Source organism: Ancylobacter tetraedralis, assembly GCF_014195655.1.
Classification (GTDB): domain Bacteria; phylum Pseudomonadota; class Alphaproteobacteria; order Rhizobiales; family Xanthobacteraceae; genus Ancylobacter; species Ancylobacter tetraedralis.
The window spans coordinates 108,929-127,517 of sequence record NZ_JACICD010000004.1; the positions used below are offsets into that span (position 1 = coordinate 108,929).

The following is an 18,589-nucleotide window of genomic DNA, read 5'->3' on the forward strand; positions in this document are numbered from 1 at the left end:
GTTCAGAAGGCGTGCCGGGCCGGTGCCCGGCTGCCGCGCACCGCGACGATTCCGGCGAGCACGAACAGCGCCAGCACCGCCAGCTGGGCGATGGCGAAGGGGGGCTCGGACTGCGTGGGCGCCAGCGCCTGGAGCGCGGGCACCTTGGCGAAGGACTGGGCGATGCCGACAAACACCAGCAGCCAGAGGCTGATCACCACGCCCACCGGGTAGATCCAGTTCCAGTGCCCGGCACGGTGGAAGTGGTAGCGGGCGGGCAGCGTCACCGCGAGCACCACCAGCGCCACCAGCCCGACAATGTGCGAGGGCAGGAGGCCGGTGAAGGGAAAGCCGAAGCCGGTCGCGCTGGTCGCGACGGCGGTGGCGAGAAAGATGGCGGTCAGCCGCGGCCGGTCGCGCCCGGCGAAAAGATCGAACAGCACGACAAAACCGACGGCGATGGCGATCAGGCTCAACCAGGTGTGAAACCCGGTCCAGGTAACAGGATTGAACATGGCGGTGCTCCCGTGTGGCCCCAACTCAGTTGCGGTATCGAGGCGCACCGACCCCACCAGCGCGCCGCCGCCAGCTCGAACAACCGGGCGGCGATGTTTCATGATAGCCATCATTTTAATGTCGGCCAGTGCCCAGCCCCGTCCGCGGGTCGGCCCGACGCGGCGCCGGGCGCCGGGGCGGGCGATTTCGCGAAGCTGTGTCCTCAAGTCCATTGGGCGGGAGCGACTTTTGCGCCATAAGGCGTGCCGGGCCCGCCAATGGTGGGCGCCTCGCATGCGACGGACCTCACATGAACAAGTCAGAACCCACGCCGGACACGCCTCATCCGGGAATGGGCTTCCGCCAATTCGTGGCTTTCATAGCCGCGCTGATGGCGACCAATGCCATAGCGATCGATTCCATGCTGCCGGCGCTGCCGGAGATCGGCCGTTCGCTCCGCATCGACACCGCCAACCATACGCAGATCGTGATCACCGCCTATCTACTCGGTTTCGGCGGGGCACAGATCCTCTATGGCACGCTGGCCGACCGATATGGCCGCCGGCCGGTGCTGATGGTCGGGCTCGCCATCTACACCATCGCCTCGATCGGCGCGTTCTTCGCGGGATCGCTGGGTGTGATGATCCTGGCCCGCGCGACCCAGGGCATCGGCTCGGCGGCGACCCGCATCCTCGCCATCACCATCGTGCGCGACTGCTATTCCGGGCGGCAGATGGCGCGCGTGATGTCGCTGGCCTTCATCGTGTTTCTCACCGTGCCGATCTTCGCGCCCTCGATCGGCCAGATCATCATGCTGGCGGCGCCGTGGCGGGCGATCTTCCTGATGCTGTGCCTGTTCGGCGGAACGCTGTTCGTGTGGACGCTGGCGCGGCTGCCGGAGACGCTCAAGCCGGAAAACCGCACGCCGATCTCGATTGCCGGCATCACCTTCGCCTTCGGCCTGGTGTTCCGCAGCCGCGTCACGGTTGGCTACATGTGCGCGATGACGATGGTGATGGGCGGCCTGTTCGGCTTCATCAACTCGGCGCAGCAGGTGTTCGCCGTGGCGTTCCACGCCGAGCAGTTGTTCACGCTCATCTTCGCGCTGATCGCCGTCTTCATGGCGCTGTCGTCGCTGCTCAACTCACGAGTGGTGGGCCGGCATGGCACGCGCAAGGTCTCGCATGCCGCGATGTTGGGCTATCTCGCGGTGACGCTGGTGCATGCGGTGATCGGGCTGGCCGGGTGGGAAACCATCTGGACCTTCTCGATCCTGCAGGCGGCGATGATGTTCTGTTTCGGCCTGATGATGTCCAACTTCAACGCCATGGCGATGGAGCCGGTGGGCGCCGTTGCCGGTACGGCATCTTCGGCGCTGGGCTTCTGCAGCACGGTCGGGGGGGCGCTGGTCGGCTTCGGGCTCGGCCAGCTGTTCGACGGCACCACCCTGCCGCTGCTGCTCGGCTTCGCGGGACTCGGTCTCGCCGCCTTCATCTGCGTGCTCATCGCCGAGCGCGGGCGCCTGTTCGGGAGCACGGCGGCGGCGGGGGGAACGGCGCACAAATAGGGGGTCGCGCTTGCGTTATTGCGCGGCGATCGGAAAGGCCCGCCGGACCTTCGGGAAGTGGCTGCCGGCGGTCTTCTGCCAACTGCGCGATTGGGCGAACTCGATGATGAGCCCACCGAGATCGGTCTCGTCGACCAGCAGGGCGGCGTCCTCCGGCGACAGCCACACCTGCGCGCGCTCGTGACGCTCCGGCCATTCATGAAGCTGGCGTTTCACCGCGAAGGGATAGACCGAGACGCTGACCAGCGCGAAATGTGTGTCCAGTCGTTTCCAGTAGAGATATTGGCCGAGGCGCTTGCGGCTGATTTCGCCCATCGCTCCGGCCTCCTGCCGGGCCTCGATCTGCGCCGACTTCCAATCCTTGCGGTTCTTCATCGGCCAGCCCTTGGGGATGACGGCACGCTGCGTCTCGCGCGAACTGATCAACAAAATCTCAAAAGTGCCGTCCGCCCGCAGCCGATAGGGTAGGGCGGCAACCTGCCGGAGGACCCGCCCGTCAGAGGCCAGGCGCCTAGATTGCTTCAACTTGCTCATCGCGCTTAACTCTAGTGCATGTCGCGGAGAATGCGATGAAAAACGGATCCAGAGGGTATGGCAGGCGACATGACCACGGAACTGACATTGCTCGGCTGGAGTCTCGTTCTGGCCCTCTTTCAGGTGATGCTGACGGCGATGTTTCGCAACCGCGAAACCGGAACAACCTATAATGCCGGGCCCCGGGACGAGCCAGGCCCGCCGGTGGGGGTGATGACCGGGCGGCTGCGGCGCGCGCAGGCGAATCTCCTCGAGACGCTGCCGCTCTTCGCCACCGGCGTGCTGATCGCCCATGTGGCGGGGCGCGAAGGTGCGCTCACCTTCTGGGGTGCCTGGCTCTATCTGGCGGCGCGAATCGCCTATGTGCCGGCCTATGCCCTGGGCGTGGCCTATCTGCGCTCGGCCATCTGGATGGTGTCGATGGCCGGCCTGGTCATGATCCTCGCCGCGATCCTGCGCCCGGCCTGAACCCGCCGCCATGGACGGCGCGCCTATCTACCCGGCCGCGCCGCCGGGCCGCGCGCGCGAATCAGCGGATGTGGCGGAGGCTGCCGGGTGGTGCGCAGGTCGCCCGCGCGCCACCCGTGCTCGCCCGGCTCAGTGCTGCGCGAGCATCTTGGCGATCGCCTGCGCAACCTGCTTGGTCACGCGCCGGCGATATTTGCGGTGAACGAGCTGGCCGTTGTGAAAGACGTCCTGCTCGACATACAGATTGTCGCCGTCCCATCGCAGGATGTTGTCGGATTCGGTGGTTTCGATCACGCCGATTTCGGAAATCAGCTGACCTTCGGGGGCGGCTCGTGACATGTGCGTCTCCTTGGGAGCAACGGGGGCCCTCGCGGCCTCTTCGCTATTCAAGGATAGCGCGACGGCCGGCGAACGCCATGGGGTGAATCAATCCACGCGCCGGTCATTCTCCGGCGAGGGGGCGTCGGTCTCGATCCGGCCGCGCCGCTGCAGCCACAGCGCGAGCGTCCAGCACGCCAGCGCCCAGGCGCTGCCGGCGGACCAGCCGGCCAGCACGTCGGTCGGCCAATGCACGCCGAGATAGATGCGGCTCAACCCGATGACCAGCGTGAGGGCGATGGCCACCGCCAGCACATAGATCTTCAGCCGCCGCCGCGCCTCGGTACGCACGATGAGCGCGCCGAGCGTGAGATAGGTCACGGCCGAGCCCATGGCATGGCCGCTGGGAAAGCTCAGCGTGTGCACGTCGACCAGATGGGCGACCAGATCGGGACGCGGACGATCGAAGCCGATCTTCAGCACATAGCTCATGATGCCGCCACCAGCGGTGGCCAGCGCCACGAACAGCGCGGCGGACCGCTTGCCGTCGGTGATGAGGAAGCCGACCACGACCAGCGTTACCAATGCGAGCACGGTGGTGCTGCCGAGCGCGGTGATGTCGCGCACCACGATTTCCAGCCAGGCGGGACCCAGCGGCTCGGCGGAATCGCCCGGGGCGCGGAAGGCCAGCAGGATCGCCTCGTCGAAACCGTGCGAATCGCCTTCCACCATCTCCTCGGCGATCAGCGCGAAGGCGAGCAGCCCCGCCGCCGCGCCGGCGAGGGCCAGCAGCAGGCCGAATTCGGTGGCGATCCAGCGGGGAATGAATTGAGGTCGGGCCTTCACGTCAGATCACGCTCCTCACCTGTGTGGCCGGATTCGATAGCGGCTTCCGGCGGGCTCGCGCAATCGGGAACTCAAACGCCCACATGAGTGTTTCCCCTCGCAACTCGGATGGAGAAACGTCATGTTCAAGGGTGGACTTCTCTGGTTGGTGGGCATTCCGCTGCCGATCATCCTCGTGCTCTGGCTGCTTGGCTATCTCAGTTGAACGGTCATGTCCGCGTGGGGGCGATTCGCGGACAAATGGTTGCGCCAGACCATGCAAGTGGTGTTGAAGAACGGGGCCTGACGTAGCGTAGGCTGCGTCATCCACAAGGGCGCATCCGCGGTCCTGAGGGGGAGGGAGCGTTGGACGGGGCGATGCATATGGTCGGCGCACATCATTGGGGGCTTGTCGCCCTCTCGGTGCTTATCGCCATCGCCGCTTCCTTCACCGCTTTGGACCTTGCCGGGCGCGTGCCGCAATATTCCGGGCGCACCCGGGCCGGCTGGCTTGCCACCGCGGCGCTGGTGCTGGGTGGCGGCGTCTGGGCCATGCATTTCGTGGCGATGCTTGCCCTGCATCTGGGCATGGTGGTCTCTTACGATCTCCCGCTCACCGCCTTGTCCTTCGCCATCGCCGTGCTCGGCACCCTGGTGGCGCTGACAGCGGCTAGCCAACCGGGTCGCTCCCCGGCCGGTCTGGTGCTGAGCGGCGTGTTCATGGGGCTGGTCATCGTCGGCATGCACTACACCGGCATGTTCGCCATGCGGGTGCCTGGCACGATCGTGTATGACCCGCTTTATGCCGGCGCCGCGGTCGTTCTCGCCATCGGGGCGTCGACATCGGCGCTGTGGCTCGCTTTCCGGCGCAGTTCGCTGGCTGAGCGGCTCGGCGGCTCGCTCGCGATGGGCGTCGGCATTTCCGGCATGCACTATGTCGCCATGGCGGGCGTGACCTTCACGGCCGGCGACGCCGAGGCGATGGCCCATGTCGGCGGCAGCATGGACAATGTCCATGTGGTCATCGCCGTTTCCGCCGCCAGCTTCGCCATCTTTGCCGCGGCGCTGCTCGCCGCCATGTATGACCGGCGCTTCACGCTTCTCGCCGAGCGCGAAAAGGCGCTGTGGCGGGAGGGTGAGGAGCGGTTTCGCACGCTGTATCGCCGCACGCCGCTACCGCTGCATTCGCTCGGGCCGGATGGGCGAATCGAGCAGGTCAGCGACCGCTGGCTCGACCTGCTCGGCTATCGCCGGGCGGAGGTGATCGGCCGCCCGCTCACCGATTTCATGACGCCGGAATCCGTGCGCGAGCGCGATGAGGACCACTGGCCGCGTCTGGTCGGAACGGGCGAACTGCGCGAGGCCGAGTACCGGCTTGTCGCCCGCGATGGCCGGCTGATCGACTGCATCCTCTCCGCCGTGGCCGAGAGGGATGGCCAGGGGGGCATCACCAAGACGCTGTGCGGGCTGATCGACGTGACCGACCGGCGCCGGGCCGAGGAGGCGCTGCGTCAGGCGCAGAAGCTGGAGGCGGTTGGCCAGCTGACCGGCGGCATCGCCCATGACTTCAACAATCTGCTCGCCGTGGTGATGGGCAATCTCGAACTGGTGCGCAAGCGGGCGCCCAACGAGCCGCGCCTGATGACACTGATCGACAACACGCTGCAGGCCGCCCAGCGCGGCGCGGCGCTGACCCAGCGCATGCTCGCCTTCGCCCGCCGGCAGGATCTCAAGCCGCAGCCCGTGGATGTGCCCGAGTTGGTCATGGGCATGGCCGAACTGCTGCGCCGCTCCATCGGCCCGAGCGTGCGCATCGAGACGCGCTTCCCCCTCGGCCTGCCGCAGGCGCGGGTGGATGCCAACCAGCTGGAACTGGCCCTGCTCAACCTCGCCGTCAATGCGCGCGATGCGATGACCGATGGTGGCATGATCGTGATCGGCGCGCGGGAGGAAACGGTGCCCGCGCAGGCGGATGAGTTGGAACCGGGCGCGCTCCGGCCCGGCCGCTATTTCTGCCTCTCCATTTCCGACACCGGCGCCGGCATGGATGCGGTGACACTGGCGCGCGCCGCCGAACCGTTCTTCACCACCAAGGGCGTCGGCAAGGGAACCGGGCTGGGCCTGGCCATGGTGCATGGTCTGGCGGCGCAGTCGGGCGGCGCCCTCATTCTGGCCAGCGAGCCGGGGCAGGGCACCATTGCCTCCATCTACCTGCCGATCGCCGAGCCCTCGGCGCGCGGGACGGCCCTGCGTGGCGACACTGAGCCCACCCCGCCAGTCTCCATCGACCAGGAAGCGCCGGCCGGCTCGGGCACGACGCGGGTGCTGGTCGTCGACGACGATCCGCTGGTGCTGTCGGCGACCTCGGCCATGCTGGAGGATCTCGGCTTCATCGTCACCGAGGCATCGTCCGGCAAGCAGGCGCTGGATCTGCTGGATGAGGGCCTGTCATTCGACATGGTGCTGACCGACCAGGCGATGCCGGGCATGACCGGCGTTCAGCTGGCGGCGGTGATCCGCCAGCGCCGGCCGAGCCTGCCGGTGGTGCTGGGCACCGGCTATGCCGAACTGCCCGCCGATGCCGGGGCGAGCCTCACGCGGCTGGGCAAGCCGTTCAGCCGGGAGGCGCTGCGGCGCGCCGTGCTCGATGCCACGCGGCCGGACAATGTGGTGGCGCTGTCCTCCCGCACGGGCTGAGCGCTGCGGCCGTGCGGAGGGCCAACCGGCGCGGCAGGTTCCGCGGCAGGTTGGCGCGGGTCCGCCGGCCCTTGCATATTGTCCACGACGGCACGGTGACATTTCGCCGGCGAGTGATTATATCCAACCCGTCCGGGGGAGCCTCGTCAGGAGGCTGAGAGGCCATCATCGCGCGCCGCGCGGCATGGCGACCCTTCGAACCTGATCCAGTTGAGACTGGCGGAGGGAGGCGTTGATGGCATCACTGCAGCAATCCACTACCGATGACGGCGCAGCCGCGCCGGCGGCCAACGCGATGCGCGTGCGCATCATTGGCGGCGGCGTCGCGGGGCTCACCAGCGCCCACGCCTTTGCCCGGCGCGGCGCGCGGGTCACGCTGGTCGAGCGCCGCGCGGCCACCGGGCAGGGCTGTTCGTGGTATGCGGGGGGCATGCTGGCGCCGTGGTGCGAGCGCGAGAGCGCCGAGCCGATCATCGCCGAGCTTGGCCTCGAATCGCTGGAATACTGGCGCAGCGCCGTGCCGGATGTGCCAAACGAGGGCAGCCTCGTGCTGGCGCCGCCGCGCGACCTGCCGGACCTCAAGCGATTCGCGCGCCGGACCTCGGGCTTCGAGTGGGCCGATGGCGGGCGCCTCGCGGCGCTGGAGCCGGACCTGGGCGGGCGCTTCGACCAGGGCCTGTTCTTTCCCACCGAGGCCCATCTGGAGCCGCGCAAGGCCCTGGCCGCCCTCACGCGCAAGCTGGTCGACGAGCATCAGGTGACGATCCGCTACGAGGCGGACGGGCTGGATGACGGCGAGGCCCCGGCCGATGTGATCGTCGACTGCCGCGGGTTGGCGGCGCGCGATGTGCTGGCCGATCTGCGCGGGGTGAAGGGCGAGATGCTGGTGCTCTATTCCCGCGAGATCGCGCTCGCGCGTCCCGTGCGCATGCTGCACCCGCGCATTCCGGTCTATATCGTGCCGCGCGGCGACGGGCATTTCATGATCGGCGCCACCTCGATCGAGAATGACGAGCGCGGGCGCGTCACCGGCCGCTCCATGCTGGAGCTGCTCGGCGCGGCCTATGCGCTGCACCCCGCCTTTGGCGAGGCGGAGATCGTGGAGATCGGCGCCGATGTGCGCCCGGCCTTCCCCGACAATATTCCGCGCCTGCGCCGGCGCGGCCGCACGATCTATCTGAACGGGCTGTACCGCCACGGTTTCCTCGCCGCGCCCGCTCTGGCGCGACGGGCGGCGGCGCTCGCCTTTGACGGGACGGCCTGCCCGGAGGTGATGGATGAAGATCATCGTGAATGGTGAGACGGCCGAGATCCGGGCCGGGACACTCGCCGAGCTGTTGAGCGAGCTCGGCTATGCCGACGCGATCGTCGCCACCGCGGTGAACGGGGCGATGGTGCGTGCCGTCCGGCGGGACGCGACCCCGATCGCCACCGGCGACCGGGTGGAAATTCTCGCGCCGATGCAAGGGGGCTGAGGAGGCTGATCATGGATGCGATGACGGACACGACGGCGTTCGACGCCGATCCGGTCGAGTTCTACGGCACAAGGGTGGGCTCGCGCCTGCTGCTCGGCACCGCGCAATATCCCTCGCCCGCCATTCTGGCCGAAGCGATCCGGGGATCGGGGGCGGAGATCGTCACCGTGTCGCTGCGGCGCGAATCCGGCGTCGCCAAGCCCGGCCAGCCGCTGGCCGGCCAGAGCTTCTGGCAGCTGATCCGCGACCTCGGCGTCAAGGTGCTGCCCAACACGGCGGGCTGCAAGACGGTGAAGGAAGCGGTCACCACGGCCGAGATGGCGCGCGAGCTGTTCGGCACGCCCTGGGTCAAGCTGGAGGTGATCGGCGAGGACGACACGCTGCAGCCGGACGTGTTCGGCCTGGTCGAGGCGGCGCGTATCCTGTCACGCGATGGCTTCCAGGTGTTCCCCTACACGACCGAGGACCTGATCGTCGCGGAGAAGCTGCTCTCCGCCGGCTGCGAGGTGCTGATGCCGTGGGGCGCGCCGATCGGCTCCGGGCGCGGGCTGAACAACCCCTATGGCCTGCGCTCGCTGCGGGCGCATTTTCCCCGCGTTCCGCTGGTGGTCGATGCCGGGCTCGGCCTTCCCTCGCATGCGGCGGCGGCGATGGAGATGGGCTATGACGCCGTGCTGCTCAACACCGCCGTCGCCAAGGCGGGCGATCCGGTGCGCATGGCGCGCGCCTTCGCCCGCGCCATCGAGGCGGGCCGCGACGCGGTGATCGCCGATCCGATGGAGGTGCGCGACATGGCGGCGCCCTCCACCCCGGTCATGGGCCGCGCCGTGTTCGGCGAATGAGGCAGGCGATGAAGCTCGATCCGTTCTATCTCATCGTCGACCGTGCCTCCTGGCTGCCGCGGCTGCTGCCGCAGGGCGTGAAGCTGGTCCAGCTGCGCGCCAAGGACATGGAGGAGGCGCAGCTGCGCACGGAGATCGCCACCGCGCGGGAGGTGTGCGCGCGCTATGGCGCCCAGCTCGTGGTGAATGATCACTGGCAGCTCGCCATCGATCTCGGCTGTGATTTCGTGCATCTCGGCCAGGAGGACCTCGCCGATGCCGACGTCGCCGCCATCAAGCGGGCGGGGCTGCGGCTCGGGCTCAGCACGCATGACGAGGCCGAGCTAGAACTGGCGCTGATGGCCCAGCCCGATTATGTCGCGCTGGGCCCGGTCTACCCCACCATCCTCAAGAAGATGCGCTGGGCGCCGCAGGGGCTGGAGCGCGTGAGTGCGTGGAAAAAGCGCGTCGGCGACCTGCCGCTGGTCGGCATTGGCGGGCTGACCATCGAGCGCGCGCAGGGCGTGCTCAATGCCGGGGCCGACAGCGTCGCCGTCGTCACCGACGTGTTGCTCAATGCCGACCCGGAAGCCCGCGCCCGTGAATGGGTGCTGGCCACGCGCGAGACGGTGTGACCCGTCGCGCGCGTGCCGCCAAGGGGATGCGCCGTCACGCGGGCGACGCTGCTCGCCCGCGCAGCAGGGCGAGCAGGACGCCGAGTTCCGGCGGCGGCGCCTGCTCGACGCGGCTATACTCGCGCCCGTCGACCGTGCGCCGGAACAGGCCGATCTCGATCAGCTCGCGCCGCAGCAGGGCATGGTCGCCGAACAGGTGCTGCCGGTTCACAAGCTCGTTCATGGTCTTCTCGGGGAAGGTCTCCCCCGCCGGCAGGCGTGACCACAGCACCCACAGGCACAGTTCCTGCTGGTTTCGCTTCTTCGGCCAGCGTGCCAGCCGGCCCTGCGCATCGTAGAGCCGCAGCGCCTTCGCGCAGCGCGCGTGGTCGGCCGGCGGCGGGGGCGGCGGGGGCGGGGCATCGATCTGCCGCCGCGCCTCACGGTCGGCCCGCAGATGCTGGAAATTCCGGAATCCCGCCGCGCGGGCGAGAATGTTGAGCAGCTCGACATGGCCGGGAACGTGGTCGAGCGTGGCGAGCCGGCCGTGCAGGGTGCGGGCGAGGGCGGAAATATCCGGCGCCTCATAGGCCAGAACGGTTCTGGTCATGACTTATCCTCCGTCGTGCCGATCCTTTCGAAGGACGTCGCGGTTGCCGTCTTGCGACCGGGCACGGGGACAAGTGCGGGGTGCGAAAGCTTGGATGCAGGTTTAGCTCCCCTTGCGGGGCGGCAACGCCTCGGTGAACTGCAGACCGTGCGGGTAGAAATAGACGCGGCGTCGGGCGAAGTCCAGTGGGGGGATCGGGCGTTCGCTCGCCCAGCCGGGCGAGGGCCGGTGGAGGGCGTCGCGGCTGCGCAATCGCATCGCCCCTCACCGCCGGCCTCTTCGTCCCCCGCCGTGGCTGCGGCGGCGGGGGACGGTGGGCTCACGCCATCGCGGCGGTCTCGGCGTGCGAGAAGGCCTGCTCCATCTCGCGCCTCAGGCGGATGATCGCGCTGTCCTCGACCGCGACATCGGACCAGCCGATCACCTCGCCCTCGGCGATGTCGCGCCTCAGGGTCGCGTGGTGGGCGAGGCCGATGGGCAGCGCGCCGCGCGCCAGCGAACTCGCCGCCGGCAGCAGCTTGCCCCACACGGTGTAGCCGCCCTCGCCGTCCAGCACCTCGCCGACCCGCAGCGGGCGCTTGGCCACCGCCACCACGTCGGCATTGAAAAATTCGGTGGCGCCGGTCGGCTCGCCGCGCAGCGCCGCCGAGGCGACGCTGATGCCGAGTTCCAGCCCGATGAGGTGATAGGGCCGGTACAGCGCGGTGTAGCGGCCCGATGAATCCGTCACCACGCCATATTCCTTGAAGCAGCGCCGGGCATAATCGCCACGCGGGCTGGGGTCGGCCTCGAACACCACATAGACGCCCCAGCGCAGGTCGCGGAACACCGGGCGCCCGTCGCGCTCCAGGCTGGAAACGGTTTCCACCGTGCCGGAATGTTCCAGCACGCCGCCCGCCTCGCGCGGGCGCAGGATGGTGGCGAGGTCGTCGACCCCGCAGGGCGGGAACAGCAGCCCGTCGGAGGGCGCCCGCAGATTGGCGGCATTGGCGATGGCGGCCATTTCGATGGAGGATTTGGTGCCGTCGGCGAAGGAGTTGAACATCTGCGCGTTCATGCCGCCCTCGGCCGCCTGCTCGGGCGTGAGGCCGTAAAGGCTCCAGATCGTGTCCGGCGTGGAGTGGTGGAAGCTCGGCAGGTATTTCGTGCCCTTGCCGGCGCAGACCACGTTGAAGCCGCAGGTGCGCGCCCAGTCGACCATCTCGCAGACCAGCGCCGGCTGGTCGCCCGAACCCATGGAATAGACGACGCCGGCCGCGCGCGCCTTGGCCGCCAGCAGCGGACCCACCAGCACATCCGCTTCGACCGTGACCATGACGACATGGCGGCCGTGCGCGATGGCCAGCAGCGCATGGTTCGCGCCGGCGGCGGGGTTGCCGGTCGCTTCCACCACGACATCGAGCCCGCCGGCGGCGATCAGCGCGCCGGCATCCTGCGTGAGCATGGTGCGCCCGGTGCGCAGCGCCTCGTCGAAGGAGGTTGCCATCGCGGCGTCCGCATCCCAGCCGGTGCGCTCCAGAGCGGCGCGGGCGCGCGGGATCGACAGGTCGGCAATGCCGAGCAGGTGCAGCCCCGGCGTGGTGCGCAGCTGCGCGAGGAACATCGAGCCGAACTTGCCGGCGCCGATCAACCCGACACGGACCGGGCGGCCGGCATCGGCGCGCGCTTGGAGGAGGCGGGCGAGATTCATCGGGCGGTCTCCATCGGGCGGTCTTCCCTGGATTATGGACAAGCGCTTTGTCGCGCTCTTGAGGCGGGGTCGTGCCGCTCCCGCCGGCGGGTCTGCGTACCGGTGCGGCGTTGGCGCGCCGCAGGCGGTTCAACCGGCGACGGCGCGATCCTTCGGGCCGTTTTCCGGCGCGATGTCCCGGCTGCCGAGTTCCTTCGCGGTCCGTTCGATCGAACGCAGGGCGAGCGCGACCTCGTCGGCTTCGGCGAGTGTGGGTTCCAGCCTGGGGGTCTCCAGTCTGGCGGCATCCGGTCGGGCGAGTTCCGCCTTGCCGTCGCTTCGGCGCGTCGCGCCCTCGCGCAGGGTGCGGATGCGGTCGGCGAGCGTCGGGGCGGCGCCGGTGAGCGGCGGCGGTGCCCCTGCCAGCAGCGCATCCACGGTCGAGCCCGGACCTTCCAGCGTCGCGGTGAGATGGGCCATCTCGGCGGCAATGTCGCTCAGGCGCTCGCGCAGCAGCGCGATGCCGGCCGGCTCGTCCGGGGTACGCGCGGCGGGCTGCAGCGTGTCGAGCCGCTCCTGCAATTGCGTGCGGTCGTCCCGGGCCTTGGCGAGGGCGCCTTCCAGCATGGCTTTCTCCGCGCGCAGCATTTCGGATGTGTCATTGGCCTGTCGGGCGGCGCTCTCCGCGCTCTCGCGGGCGGCAAACGCCTGCGAGGTGACGCGGGCCGCCTCCTGTTCCACGTTGTCGCGCCGCGTCTCTGCCTTGCGGGTGCGGTCCTGCAGCGCGTCGGCGCGCAGTTGCAGCGAGGCGATATGCGCGCGCAGCGTCGCCGCTTCGGCGCTTATGGTGCCGAACTCATGCTCGGTGTCCTCGAGCCGCTGGCGGATCGCCCGGCCGCGGGCGATTTCGGCCGAGAGGCTCTCGGACGTGCTCTGGAGGGAGGAGCGTTCGCTGGCCAGCTGGGCATTGGCGGCCGACACCTGCCGCTCCAGATCGGCGATGCGGTCCTTGAGCGTGTCGCGCAGCGTGGCCAGCGCAATATGCTCGAACTTCAGCTCGTCCTGCCGCGCCGTCGCCTCTTCCAGCTGGCTGCGCGTCGAGGCGAGGTCCGCGCGGGTGTTTTCGAACAGGGCGCGGATCTCATCGAGCTCAAGGCTGCGCGCGGCGAGGTCGTCGGCCAGCATACGGTCACGGGCGACAAGCTCGGCATGCTCGCTTTCCAGCGCGGAAAGCCGGCCGCTGGCCTCGTCCAGCCGGGCCTGACGGCTGGCGAGTTCGGCCGACTGGCGGGCGATCTCGCTCCACTGCCCCGCAAGGCGGGTGCGCAGCTGCTCGACATCCATCTCCAGCCGGCGGACCGTCGTGGCGAAGACGGCTCGCGCCTCGTCCTTGTCGGCCTGGATTTCCGAGAGGGTGACGGGGAGCGCGTTCTCGATGCGCCGGCGGGTGAGACGTACGGCGCGGCGCCACACCGCCGGAAGCGCCAGCAGCGCGAGCAGGGTCGCGGCGAGGAAGCCGATTGCGCAGTACATCATCGCTTCGATCATGCGACGATCTCACTCTTGTACGCCGTCTTGTACGCCGTCACAGGACTGCCCCCAGGTCCAGCGGTGTCGAGCCGGAGCGGCCTCAAGCTAGGGCCGAAGGGTTACGAACACCAAAACACGCACGGCACCAACCGAAACGGCCGGGTCTTCCCGGCCGCCTGTCGCATTCGCCCGTCGGGATCAGAAGGGATTCCAGGTCGCGGTGGGCGTGAACTTGAGATAGCCGATATTGGCGCCAAGTCGGACGCCCACGCCGGAGCGGATCGGCACCACCACGAGATTGTCGGATGCGAGCGCGGTCATGCCGAAGCCGGCGACAAAATAGGCCGAGCCGGACAGGCCGCCGAAGCGCCGGAAGATGTCGTTGATGGAGTTGAGGTTGTAGACGAGGATCATGGTGCGCGCGCCGTCGCCACCGAAATCCCAGCCCAACGAGGGGCCCTGCCAGTAGACCTTGAGGTCGCCGGCGTTGCGCGTATAGAGCGTGCCGTCGCCGTAACGCAGCCCGCCGACGAAGGCGCCCGAGCCTTCCTGGCCCAGAATGTAGCCATTGGGCTGGCCCCACTGGCTCACCGCCTTCTCGATCGACAGGGCCAGACCCCGCGAGACTTCGCCGAAGAAGCCGTGACCCTGCTGGACCAGTTCCTCGCTCGAATAGGTGTTGGACGCCGGCTGCTTGGCCTGGGCCGCGGCGGGGTCGGCAAGGAAGGGCAGGGCGGACAGCAGGGCGAGGCAGGCAAGCAGGTTGCGCAAGGTCGGCATCATCGGTCTCGCGTTAGGTCGGGGCATTGATCCGGCGAATTCAGGCGAATGTGGTGCCTGCCGCGCACGGCAGATCCACCTATCAATAGCACGGAGTGCGACGCGAAGAAGGCATGGCGCGTGGCTCGTCGTCCCGCACCACCCATCTGTGATCGTCAAGGCTTGGCACCAAAGGCGATGAAGGCCGGCACCCGGTATTGGGATGCGGTGCGACCATAGGGCAGCGGGCTGCCGTCCGGCCGCCGCACGCTGCCGCCCGCCGCGCGCAGCAGCGCGTGGCCGGCCGCGACGTCCCATTCGCACACGGTGCCGAGCCGGGGATAGAGATCGGCGCTTCCCTCCGCCACCAGGCCGAACTTCAGCGCCGAGCCGATGCTGATCCGCTCGGCCACGTCGAGCGTGTCGAGCAGTGCCGCCGTATCCGGATCCAGATGGGAGCGGCTGGCCACCGCGACGAGGCCCTGCTCGGGCATCGGCCGGCAGCGGATCGGCTCCCAGCCGGCGGCTTCCACCGGCCCGCCCGCGGCACGGCGGGCGCGGAACGCATGGCCCCTGCGCTCGACCAGGGCGGCACCGGCATAGAGTTTCTCCACCGCCGGGCCGTAGACCACGCCATAGGCGGGCACGCCATCCACGACGAGGCCGATATTCACGGTGAACTCGCCGCTTGCATTGACGAATTCGCGCGTCCCGTCGAGCGGGTCGACCAGCAGGAAGACGTCGGCCGGTGTCTCGCCGCGCCCTTCGGCCACCGCCTCCTCGGCGATGACCGGTACGCCCGGCAGGAGGCGGGCCAGTTCGTCGCGCAGCAATTCCTCGGCGGCGAGGTCGGCGGCCGTCACCGGGCTCTCGTCCGTCTTGAGGCGGGCCTGCATTCCCTCGGCGCGGATGCGCAGGATGACCGCGCCGGCCTTGAGCGCGGCCTGCGCGAGGGCGGCGAGCAGGGAGAGGTCGCCAGGCGTTGGGGCGTCGGGAGTTCGGGCGTCGGGAGTTGAAACCTCGGTCATGGCATGTTGGTCTCCGCGGCGGCGCTCGCTCGGCTGTGGCCAAGCGGGCCGGGTCGGTTGGCGCGATCGGTGGCGCGGTGTATCACATGCCCCGCGTCGCCCGCACCGTGTGCGGGCGATTCGTTGTATTTGTCCCGCAGGACGCTTGCGTCCCGAAGGTTCGGAAGGGGACCGGATGACGACCGCCGTCGATCTCGACAAGCTCGACCTTGCCGCGCTGCTGTGCTCGCGGGTGTGCCATGACGTGATCAGCCCGGTCGGGGCCATCGTCAACGGACTCGAAGTGCTGGAGGACGAGGACGACGCCAGCATGAAGGCGTTCGCGCTCGACCTCATCGCCAAGAGCGCGCGACAGGCCTCCGCCCGCCTCCAATTCGCCCGCCTCGCCTTCGGCGCCGCCGGTTCCGCGGGCGCGCAGATCGACACGGGCGACGCCGAGAACGTGGCGCGCGGCTTCATCCAGGATGATCGCACCAGCCTCGAATGGCAGGTGCCGCGTACCCTGTCGCCAAAGAACAAGGTCAAGCTGCTGCTCAACCTCATCATGGTGGCAGCCTCGACCATTCCGCGCGGCGGGCGAATTTCCGTCGTGGCGACGGGCGAGGGAGAGGAGGGCGGTTTCCGCCTCACCACCCAGGGCAGTCATTCGCGCATTCCCCCCCATCTCGTCGACCTGCTCGCCGGCCATGCCTCCGAGGGCGGCTCGGTGGATGCCCACGCCATCCAGCCGCACTATACCGGCCTGCTGGCGCGCGCGACCGGCTACGTTATCCGCCTCGCCGTCGAGGGCGATGGCGTGGCGATCGTCGTCGAGCGGGACGGATCGGCTTTCGCAGCGTTACCTTCAGACGACATTAACGTGATCCGGTGAAACTCGCCCTGCGTCCCGAACGGGGCGCAGGTGCAGTTTCGAATCGCCGGTCATTCATGTTGTCTGCTGATATGTCTTCCGCCGCTCGCGGCGCTGTTCCGGCCGCCCCCCCCGCCTTGCCGGGGGCTCCGGGCGAAGAAGCGGCCGGACCGGTCGCGCTGCTGGCGTTTCAGCTTCACGGCATGCGTTTCACCCTGCCGGCCGAGCGCGTGCTGGAAGCGATGACGCTGTCCGGCGAGCGCTGGCGGCGCATGGTGGAGATGGCCAAGCTCGGCACGCTCGGGCAGAGCGGCCTGCCGCTCATCCGCCTTTCGGCACGGCTCGGCCTGGAGCCGCCGCGCACCGAGCGCGGCGCGCTGGTGCTGTTCGGCACGGCCGACAAGGTGCGGGCGACCCTGCTGATCGACGATATTCCCGAGCGCACCCATGGACGCGTGACCGTGCTGCCCGACGCCTGGCGCGCGGCATTCGGCCCGTGCGAGGACATGATCGGCGGCGTGGCGCGACTTGCCGATGGCGCGCAGGCGGCGGCGATCGACCTTGCCATCGGCGTGGCGGCACGGCGGGCGTCGCCTGCCTGCGCGGACCGTCACGATAGCGCGCATCTGCTGGTGCGGACGGGCCGCGCGGAACTGGAGGCGGTGCGCGTTGCCTCGCTCAGCGGCATCCGGGAGATGGCGCAATCCCAGCCCGAGGCCGGCCCGCGCATGCTGCTGTTGCTCGGCGGCGCCGGTGAGACGCTGGCGGTGGACGAGGTGGTCGGCCTAGCGCCCGAAGGGCGCATCGAGCGGCTGGGCGAGGCGCGTATGCTGGTGACGCCGAGCGGGCGCTATCGGCTGCTGGAGCCCGACGCCACGGCGCCGGTGGCGATGGAGGGCGCGCGCATCCTGCTGACGGCCCCGGCCGGGGAGGCCCGCATGCGGCTGGGCGATCTCGTGCGGTCCATGGGCCACCGGGTTTCTCTGGCAGACGATCCCCGCGCGGCACGGCTGGTAGGCGGTCGGTTCGACATTCTGCTGTTCGATCTCGATGCGTATGACGCCAGCGCGGACCGGGGCATGCCAACCCGTGCGCGCCGCATCGGGGTGAGTTCCGCCGTGTTCGCTACGCTTCCTCCCGGCTTCGAGGCGGTGGTGCCGGCGCAGGATCCGGTGGCGCTGGTGGCGGCCCTCCTGCAAACGCGCGCGCGCGCCGCCTGAGGCGCCGATCACAGCTGCGGCATAGGCATTTGCCCGGCCTCAACGGCGGGCGACGCGGCTGCTAGTCTGGCCAGCAGGCGGGGGATTCCCCCGGAGACGAAGGCCGGCATGAGACGGGCATGAAACGGGCATGGACCATGAGGTTCGGTATGCGCGGCCGGGACCGCATCGGTCTTGGCGCGGGCCTGCGGCTGCTGCTCGCCGTGTTCGCGCTCAGTAGCGTGCTGGCCGGCCCGGCGGCGGCGAGCATGGTCATCGCCGGAGGGAATGGCACGCCCGTGGGCATGCCGTGCCATGAAACGGGGGAGGCGGTCGCCTCCGCCTCCACGCCTTCCGCCTCCAGTTCCTTCGCTTCCACGCCCTCCGCGCATATGCCCGATCCCGCGCGCCAGCACCTGTGCTGCGTGATCGGCCAGATCGTCGCGCCGCCGCACGCGGCGCCGTCCTTCACCCCTCCCGAGGCGCGCCATGTGCCGCCCGTGCTGCGGCCCGGCCTGCGGCTGGCCGGTCGCGAGCCGCTGACGCCGGTGCCGCCGCCCCGCGCCGTCTGATCGTCGATAGCTGCGCGCGGTGTGACCCGCCGCGCCTTTTCACGATCTCACGGAGAAAACCCATGTCGAACCTGACCCGGGCGGCGCTCGTCGCGGCCACGCTTTCATTTGCCGGTTCATTTGCCGGCACCTTCGCGCTTGCCCAGAGCGCGGCGCCGAACAACCCGTCCATGCCCATGCAGAACATGCCCATGCAGTCCATGCCGATGCCGCATGGCGCCATGCCGATGGACCACAGCGCCCATATGGCAGCACCCACCGATGCCGCCTCGACCCAGGCCTTCGAGGAGGCCAATGCGCGCATGCACGAGGGCATGGCCATCCCCTTCACCGGCAACACGGATGTCGATTTCGCCCGCGGCATGATCCCCCATCATCAGGGCGCCATCGACATGGCGAAGATCGAGCTGCAGTCCGGCAAGGATCCGGAACTGCGGAAGCTGGCGGAGGCGATCATCACCGCGCAGGAGAGCGAGATCGCCTTCCTGAAGGCCTGGCTGGCCAGGAACGCGAAATAGCGCCGGGGGAGGCGGTGCCGGCCCTTGCCGGCATCGCTGCGCCCCGTGTGCCGGCCTGCCG

General features: G+C 69.3%; 20 protein-coding genes and 1 riboswitch. Of the genes, 11 read left to right on the top strand and 9 right to left on the bottom strand.

Annotated features, from left to right (window positions below):
- Window positions 1-2: 2 nt before the first annotated feature.
- Window positions 3-494: a hypothetical protein gene (locus tag FHS55_RS11515; RefSeq protein ID WP_183189909.1), complete on the bottom strand. Its 492-nt coding sequence runs from the start codon at window positions 492-494 to the stop codon at window positions 3-5.
- Window positions 495-784: 290 nt separating this feature from the next.
- Between FHS55_RS11515 and FHS55_RS11520 the strand changes: the two genes are divergently transcribed.
- Window positions 785-2,041: a multidrug effflux MFS transporter gene (locus FHS55_RS11520; protein WP_246340071.1), complete on the top strand. Its 1,257-nt coding sequence runs from the start codon at window positions 785-787 to the stop codon at window positions 2,039-2,041.
- A 15-nt stretch (window positions 2,042-2,056) separates the two neighbouring features.
- Here FHS55_RS11520 and FHS55_RS11525 read toward each other — a convergent pair whose 3' ends face one another.
- Window positions 2,057-2,467 carry an NUDIX hydrolase gene (locus tag FHS55_RS11525; protein ID WP_246340073.1) on the bottom strand — a complete coding sequence of 137 codons (411 nt, stop codon included), beginning with the start codon at window positions 2,465-2,467 and terminating at the stop codon, window positions 2,057-2,059.
- 177 nt (window positions 2,468-2,644) lie between these two features.
- On the opposite strand from FHS55_RS11525, the gene FHS55_RS11530 reads away from it, so the two are divergent.
- Window positions 2,645-3,043, top strand: coding sequence for an MAPEG family protein (locus FHS55_RS11530; RefSeq protein WP_183189910.1), 399 nt, complete (start codon window positions 2,645-2,647; stop codon window positions 3,041-3,043).
- A 129-nt stretch (window positions 3,044-3,172) separates the two neighbouring features.
- Here FHS55_RS11530 and FHS55_RS11535 read toward each other — a convergent pair whose 3' ends face one another.
- Together FHS55_RS11535 and FHS55_RS11540 are read right to left on the bottom strand one after the other, a co-directional pair.
- The gene (locus tag FHS55_RS11535) at window positions 3,173-3,382 is read right to left on the bottom strand and encodes a hypothetical protein (protein WP_183189911.1); all 210 of its coding nucleotides are present in this window, start codon (window positions 3,380-3,382) and stop codon (window positions 3,173-3,175) included.
- Between the two features lie 87 nt (window positions 3,383-3,469).
- Complete coding sequence (locus FHS55_RS11540; protein ID WP_343056131.1) at window positions 3,470-4,207, bottom strand: phosphatase PAP2 family protein; 738 nt, start codon at window positions 4,205-4,207, stop codon at window positions 3,470-3,472.
- A 357-nt stretch (window positions 4,208-4,564) separates the two neighbouring features.
- On the opposite strand from FHS55_RS11540, the gene FHS55_RS11545 reads away from it, so the two are divergent.
- The 5 genes from FHS55_RS11545 (at window position 4,565) to FHS55_RS11565 (ending at window position 9,814) form a co-directional block, all read left to right on the top strand.
- A complete protein-coding gene (locus FHS55_RS11545) occupies window positions 4,565-6,883 on the top strand; it encodes an MHYT domain-containing protein (RefSeq protein ID WP_183189912.1) in 2,319 nt (772 codons plus the stop codon).
- Between the two features lie 124 nt (window positions 6,884-7,007).
- Window positions 7,008-7,128, top strand: a riboswitch (TPP riboswitch).
- 50 nt (window positions 7,129-7,178) lie between these two features.
- The gene (locus FHS55_RS11550; RefSeq protein ID WP_183190277.1) at window positions 7,179-8,183 is read left to right on the top strand and encodes an FAD-dependent oxidoreductase; all 1,005 of its coding nucleotides are present in this window, start codon (window positions 7,179-7,181) and stop codon (window positions 8,181-8,183) included.
- Window positions 8,161-8,358: a sulfur carrier protein ThiS gene (thiS, locus tag FHS55_RS11555; protein ID WP_183189913.1), complete on the top strand. Its 198-nt coding sequence runs from the start codon at window positions 8,161-8,163 to the stop codon at window positions 8,356-8,358. The genes FHS55_RS11550 and thiS overlap by 23 nt, the downstream gene beginning before the upstream one ends.
- Before the next feature lie 11 nt (window positions 8,359-8,369).
- Window positions 8,370-9,200: a thiazole synthase gene (locus FHS55_RS11560; protein WP_246340075.1), complete on the top strand. Its 831-nt coding sequence runs from the start codon at window positions 8,370-8,372 to the stop codon at window positions 9,198-9,200.
- Window positions 9,201-9,208: 8 nt separating this feature from the next.
- Window positions 9,209-9,814, top strand: coding sequence for a thiamine phosphate synthase (locus FHS55_RS11565; RefSeq protein ID WP_183189914.1), 606 nt, complete (start codon window positions 9,209-9,211; stop codon window positions 9,812-9,814).
- A gap of 34 nt (window positions 9,815-9,848) precedes the next feature.
- On the opposite strand, the gene FHS55_RS11570 is transcribed toward FHS55_RS11565, so the two are convergent.
- The 5 genes from FHS55_RS11570 to cysQ all read right to left on the bottom strand — a co-directional run bounded on the left by FHS55_RS11570 (window position 9,849) and on the right by cysQ (window position 15,389).
- On the bottom strand, window positions 9,849-10,403 hold the full coding sequence (locus tag FHS55_RS11570) for a DUF2087 domain-containing protein (protein WP_183189915.1): 555 nt from the start codon (window positions 10,401-10,403) through the stop codon (window positions 9,849-9,851).
- A gap of 319 nt (window positions 10,404-10,722) precedes the next feature.
- Window positions 10,723-12,093 (bottom strand): NAD(P)H-dependent oxidoreductase, encoded by a 1,371-nt coding sequence (locus FHS55_RS11575; RefSeq protein WP_183189916.1) that lies wholly within the window; start codon window positions 12,091-12,093, stop codon window positions 10,723-10,725.
- Window positions 12,094-12,222: 129 nt separating this feature from the next.
- On the bottom strand, window positions 12,223-13,620 hold the full coding sequence (locus tag FHS55_RS11580; protein ID WP_183189917.1) for a coiled-coil domain-containing protein: 1,398 nt from the start codon (window positions 13,618-13,620) through the stop codon (window positions 12,223-12,225).
- Window positions 13,621-13,800: 180 nt separating this feature from the next.
- The gene (locus FHS55_RS11585; RefSeq protein ID WP_183190279.1) at window positions 13,801-14,382 is read right to left on the bottom strand and encodes a DUF1134 domain-containing protein; all 582 of its coding nucleotides are present in this window, start codon (window positions 14,380-14,382) and stop codon (window positions 13,801-13,803) included.
- A gap of 155 nt (window positions 14,383-14,537) precedes the next feature.
- Window positions 14,538-15,389, bottom strand: a complete 852-nt coding sequence (cysQ, locus tag FHS55_RS11590; protein ID WP_183189918.1) for a 3'(2'),5'-bisphosphate nucleotidase CysQ — start codon at window positions 15,387-15,389, stop codon at window positions 14,538-14,540.
- A gap of 175 nt (window positions 15,390-15,564) precedes the next feature.
- On the opposite strand from cysQ, the gene chpT reads away from it, so the two are divergent.
- The 4 genes from chpT to copM all read left to right on the top strand — a co-directional run bounded on the left by chpT (window position 15,565) and on the right by copM (window position 18,528).
- Window positions 15,565-16,260 carry a histidine phosphotransferase ChpT gene (chpT, locus tag FHS55_RS11595; protein WP_183189919.1) on the top strand — a complete coding sequence of 232 codons (696 nt, stop codon included), beginning with the start codon at window positions 15,565-15,567 and terminating at the stop codon, window positions 16,258-16,260.
- A gap of 71 nt (window positions 16,261-16,331) precedes the next feature.
- The gene (locus FHS55_RS11600; RefSeq protein ID WP_281379591.1) at window positions 16,332-17,459 is read left to right on the top strand and encodes a chemotaxis protein CheW; all 1,128 of its coding nucleotides are present in this window, start codon (window positions 16,332-16,334) and stop codon (window positions 17,457-17,459) included.
- Window positions 17,460-17,578: 119 nt separating this feature from the next.
- The gene (locus FHS55_RS11605; protein WP_183189921.1) at window positions 17,579-18,010 is read left to right on the top strand and encodes a hypothetical protein; all 432 of its coding nucleotides are present in this window, start codon (window positions 17,579-17,581) and stop codon (window positions 18,008-18,010) included.
- Window positions 18,011-18,216: 206 nt separating this feature from the next.
- Window positions 18,217-18,528, top strand: a complete 312-nt coding sequence (gene copM, locus FHS55_RS11610; protein WP_246340128.1) for a CopM family metallochaperone — start codon at window positions 18,217-18,219, stop codon at window positions 18,526-18,528.
- Window positions 18,529-18,589: the final 61 nt, after the last annotated feature.

Excerpts from the sequence above, each read along its gene's own strand:
- FHS55_RS11515 (WP_183189909.1), bottom strand. The coding sequence starts at position 494 with ATGTTCAATCCTGTTACCTGGACCGGGTTTCACACCTGGTTGAGCCTG.
- FHS55_RS11520 (WP_246340071.1), top strand. The coding sequence starts at position 785 with ATGAACAAGTCAGAACCCACGCCGGACACGCCTCATCCGGGAATGGGC.
- FHS55_RS11530 (WP_183189910.1), top strand. The coding sequence starts at position 2,645 with ATGACCACGGAACTGACATTGCTCGGCTGGAGTCTCGTTCTGGCCCTC.
- FHS55_RS11535 (WP_183189911.1), bottom strand. The coding sequence starts at position 3,382 with ATGTCACGAGCCGCCCCCGAAGGTCAGCTGATTTCCGAAATCGGCGTG.
- FHS55_RS11545 (WP_183189912.1), top strand. The coding sequence starts at position 4,565 with ATGCATATGGTCGGCGCACATCATTGGGGGCTTGTCGCCCTCTCGGTG.
- FHS55_RS11550 (WP_183190277.1), top strand. The coding sequence starts at position 7,179 with ATGCGCGTGCGCATCATTGGCGGCGGCGTCGCGGGGCTCACCAGCGCC.
- thiS (WP_183189913.1), top strand. The coding sequence starts at position 8,161 with ATGAAGATCATCGTGAATGGTGAGACGGCCGAGATCCGGGCCGGGACA.
- FHS55_RS11560 (WP_246340075.1), top strand. The coding sequence starts at position 8,370 with ATGGATGCGATGACGGACACGACGGCGTTCGACGCCGATCCGGTCGAG.
- FHS55_RS11565 (WP_183189914.1), top strand. The coding sequence starts at position 9,209 with ATGAAGCTCGATCCGTTCTATCTCATCGTCGACCGTGCCTCCTGGCTG.
- FHS55_RS11570 (WP_183189915.1), bottom strand. The coding sequence starts at position 10,403 with ATGACCAGAACCGTTCTGGCCTATGAGGCGCCGGATATTTCCGCCCTC.
- FHS55_RS11575 (WP_183189916.1), bottom strand. The coding sequence starts at position 12,093 with ATGAATCTCGCCCGCCTCCTCCAAGCGCGCGCCGATGCCGGCCGCCCG.
- FHS55_RS11580 (WP_183189917.1), bottom strand. The coding sequence starts at position 13,620 with ATGATCGAAGCGATGATGTACTGCGCAATCGGCTTCCTCGCCGCGACC.
- FHS55_RS11585 (WP_183190279.1), bottom strand. The coding sequence starts at position 14,382 with ATGCCGACCTTGCGCAACCTGCTTGCCTGCCTCGCCCTGCTGTCCGCC.
- cysQ (WP_183189918.1), bottom strand. The coding sequence starts at position 15,389 with ATGACCGAGGTTTCAACTCCCGACGCCCGAACTCCCGACGCCCCAACG.
- chpT (WP_183189919.1), top strand. The coding sequence starts at position 15,565 with ATGACGACCGCCGTCGATCTCGACAAGCTCGACCTTGCCGCGCTGCTG.
- FHS55_RS11600 (WP_281379591.1), top strand. The coding sequence starts at position 16,332 with ATGTCTTCCGCCGCTCGCGGCGCTGTTCCGGCCGCCCCCCCCGCCTTG.
- FHS55_RS11605 (WP_183189921.1), top strand. The coding sequence starts at position 17,579 with ATGAAACGGGCATGGACCATGAGGTTCGGTATGCGCGGCCGGGACCGC.
- copM (WP_246340128.1), top strand. The coding sequence starts at position 18,217 with ATGCCGCATGGCGCCATGCCGATGGACCACAGCGCCCATATGGCAGCA.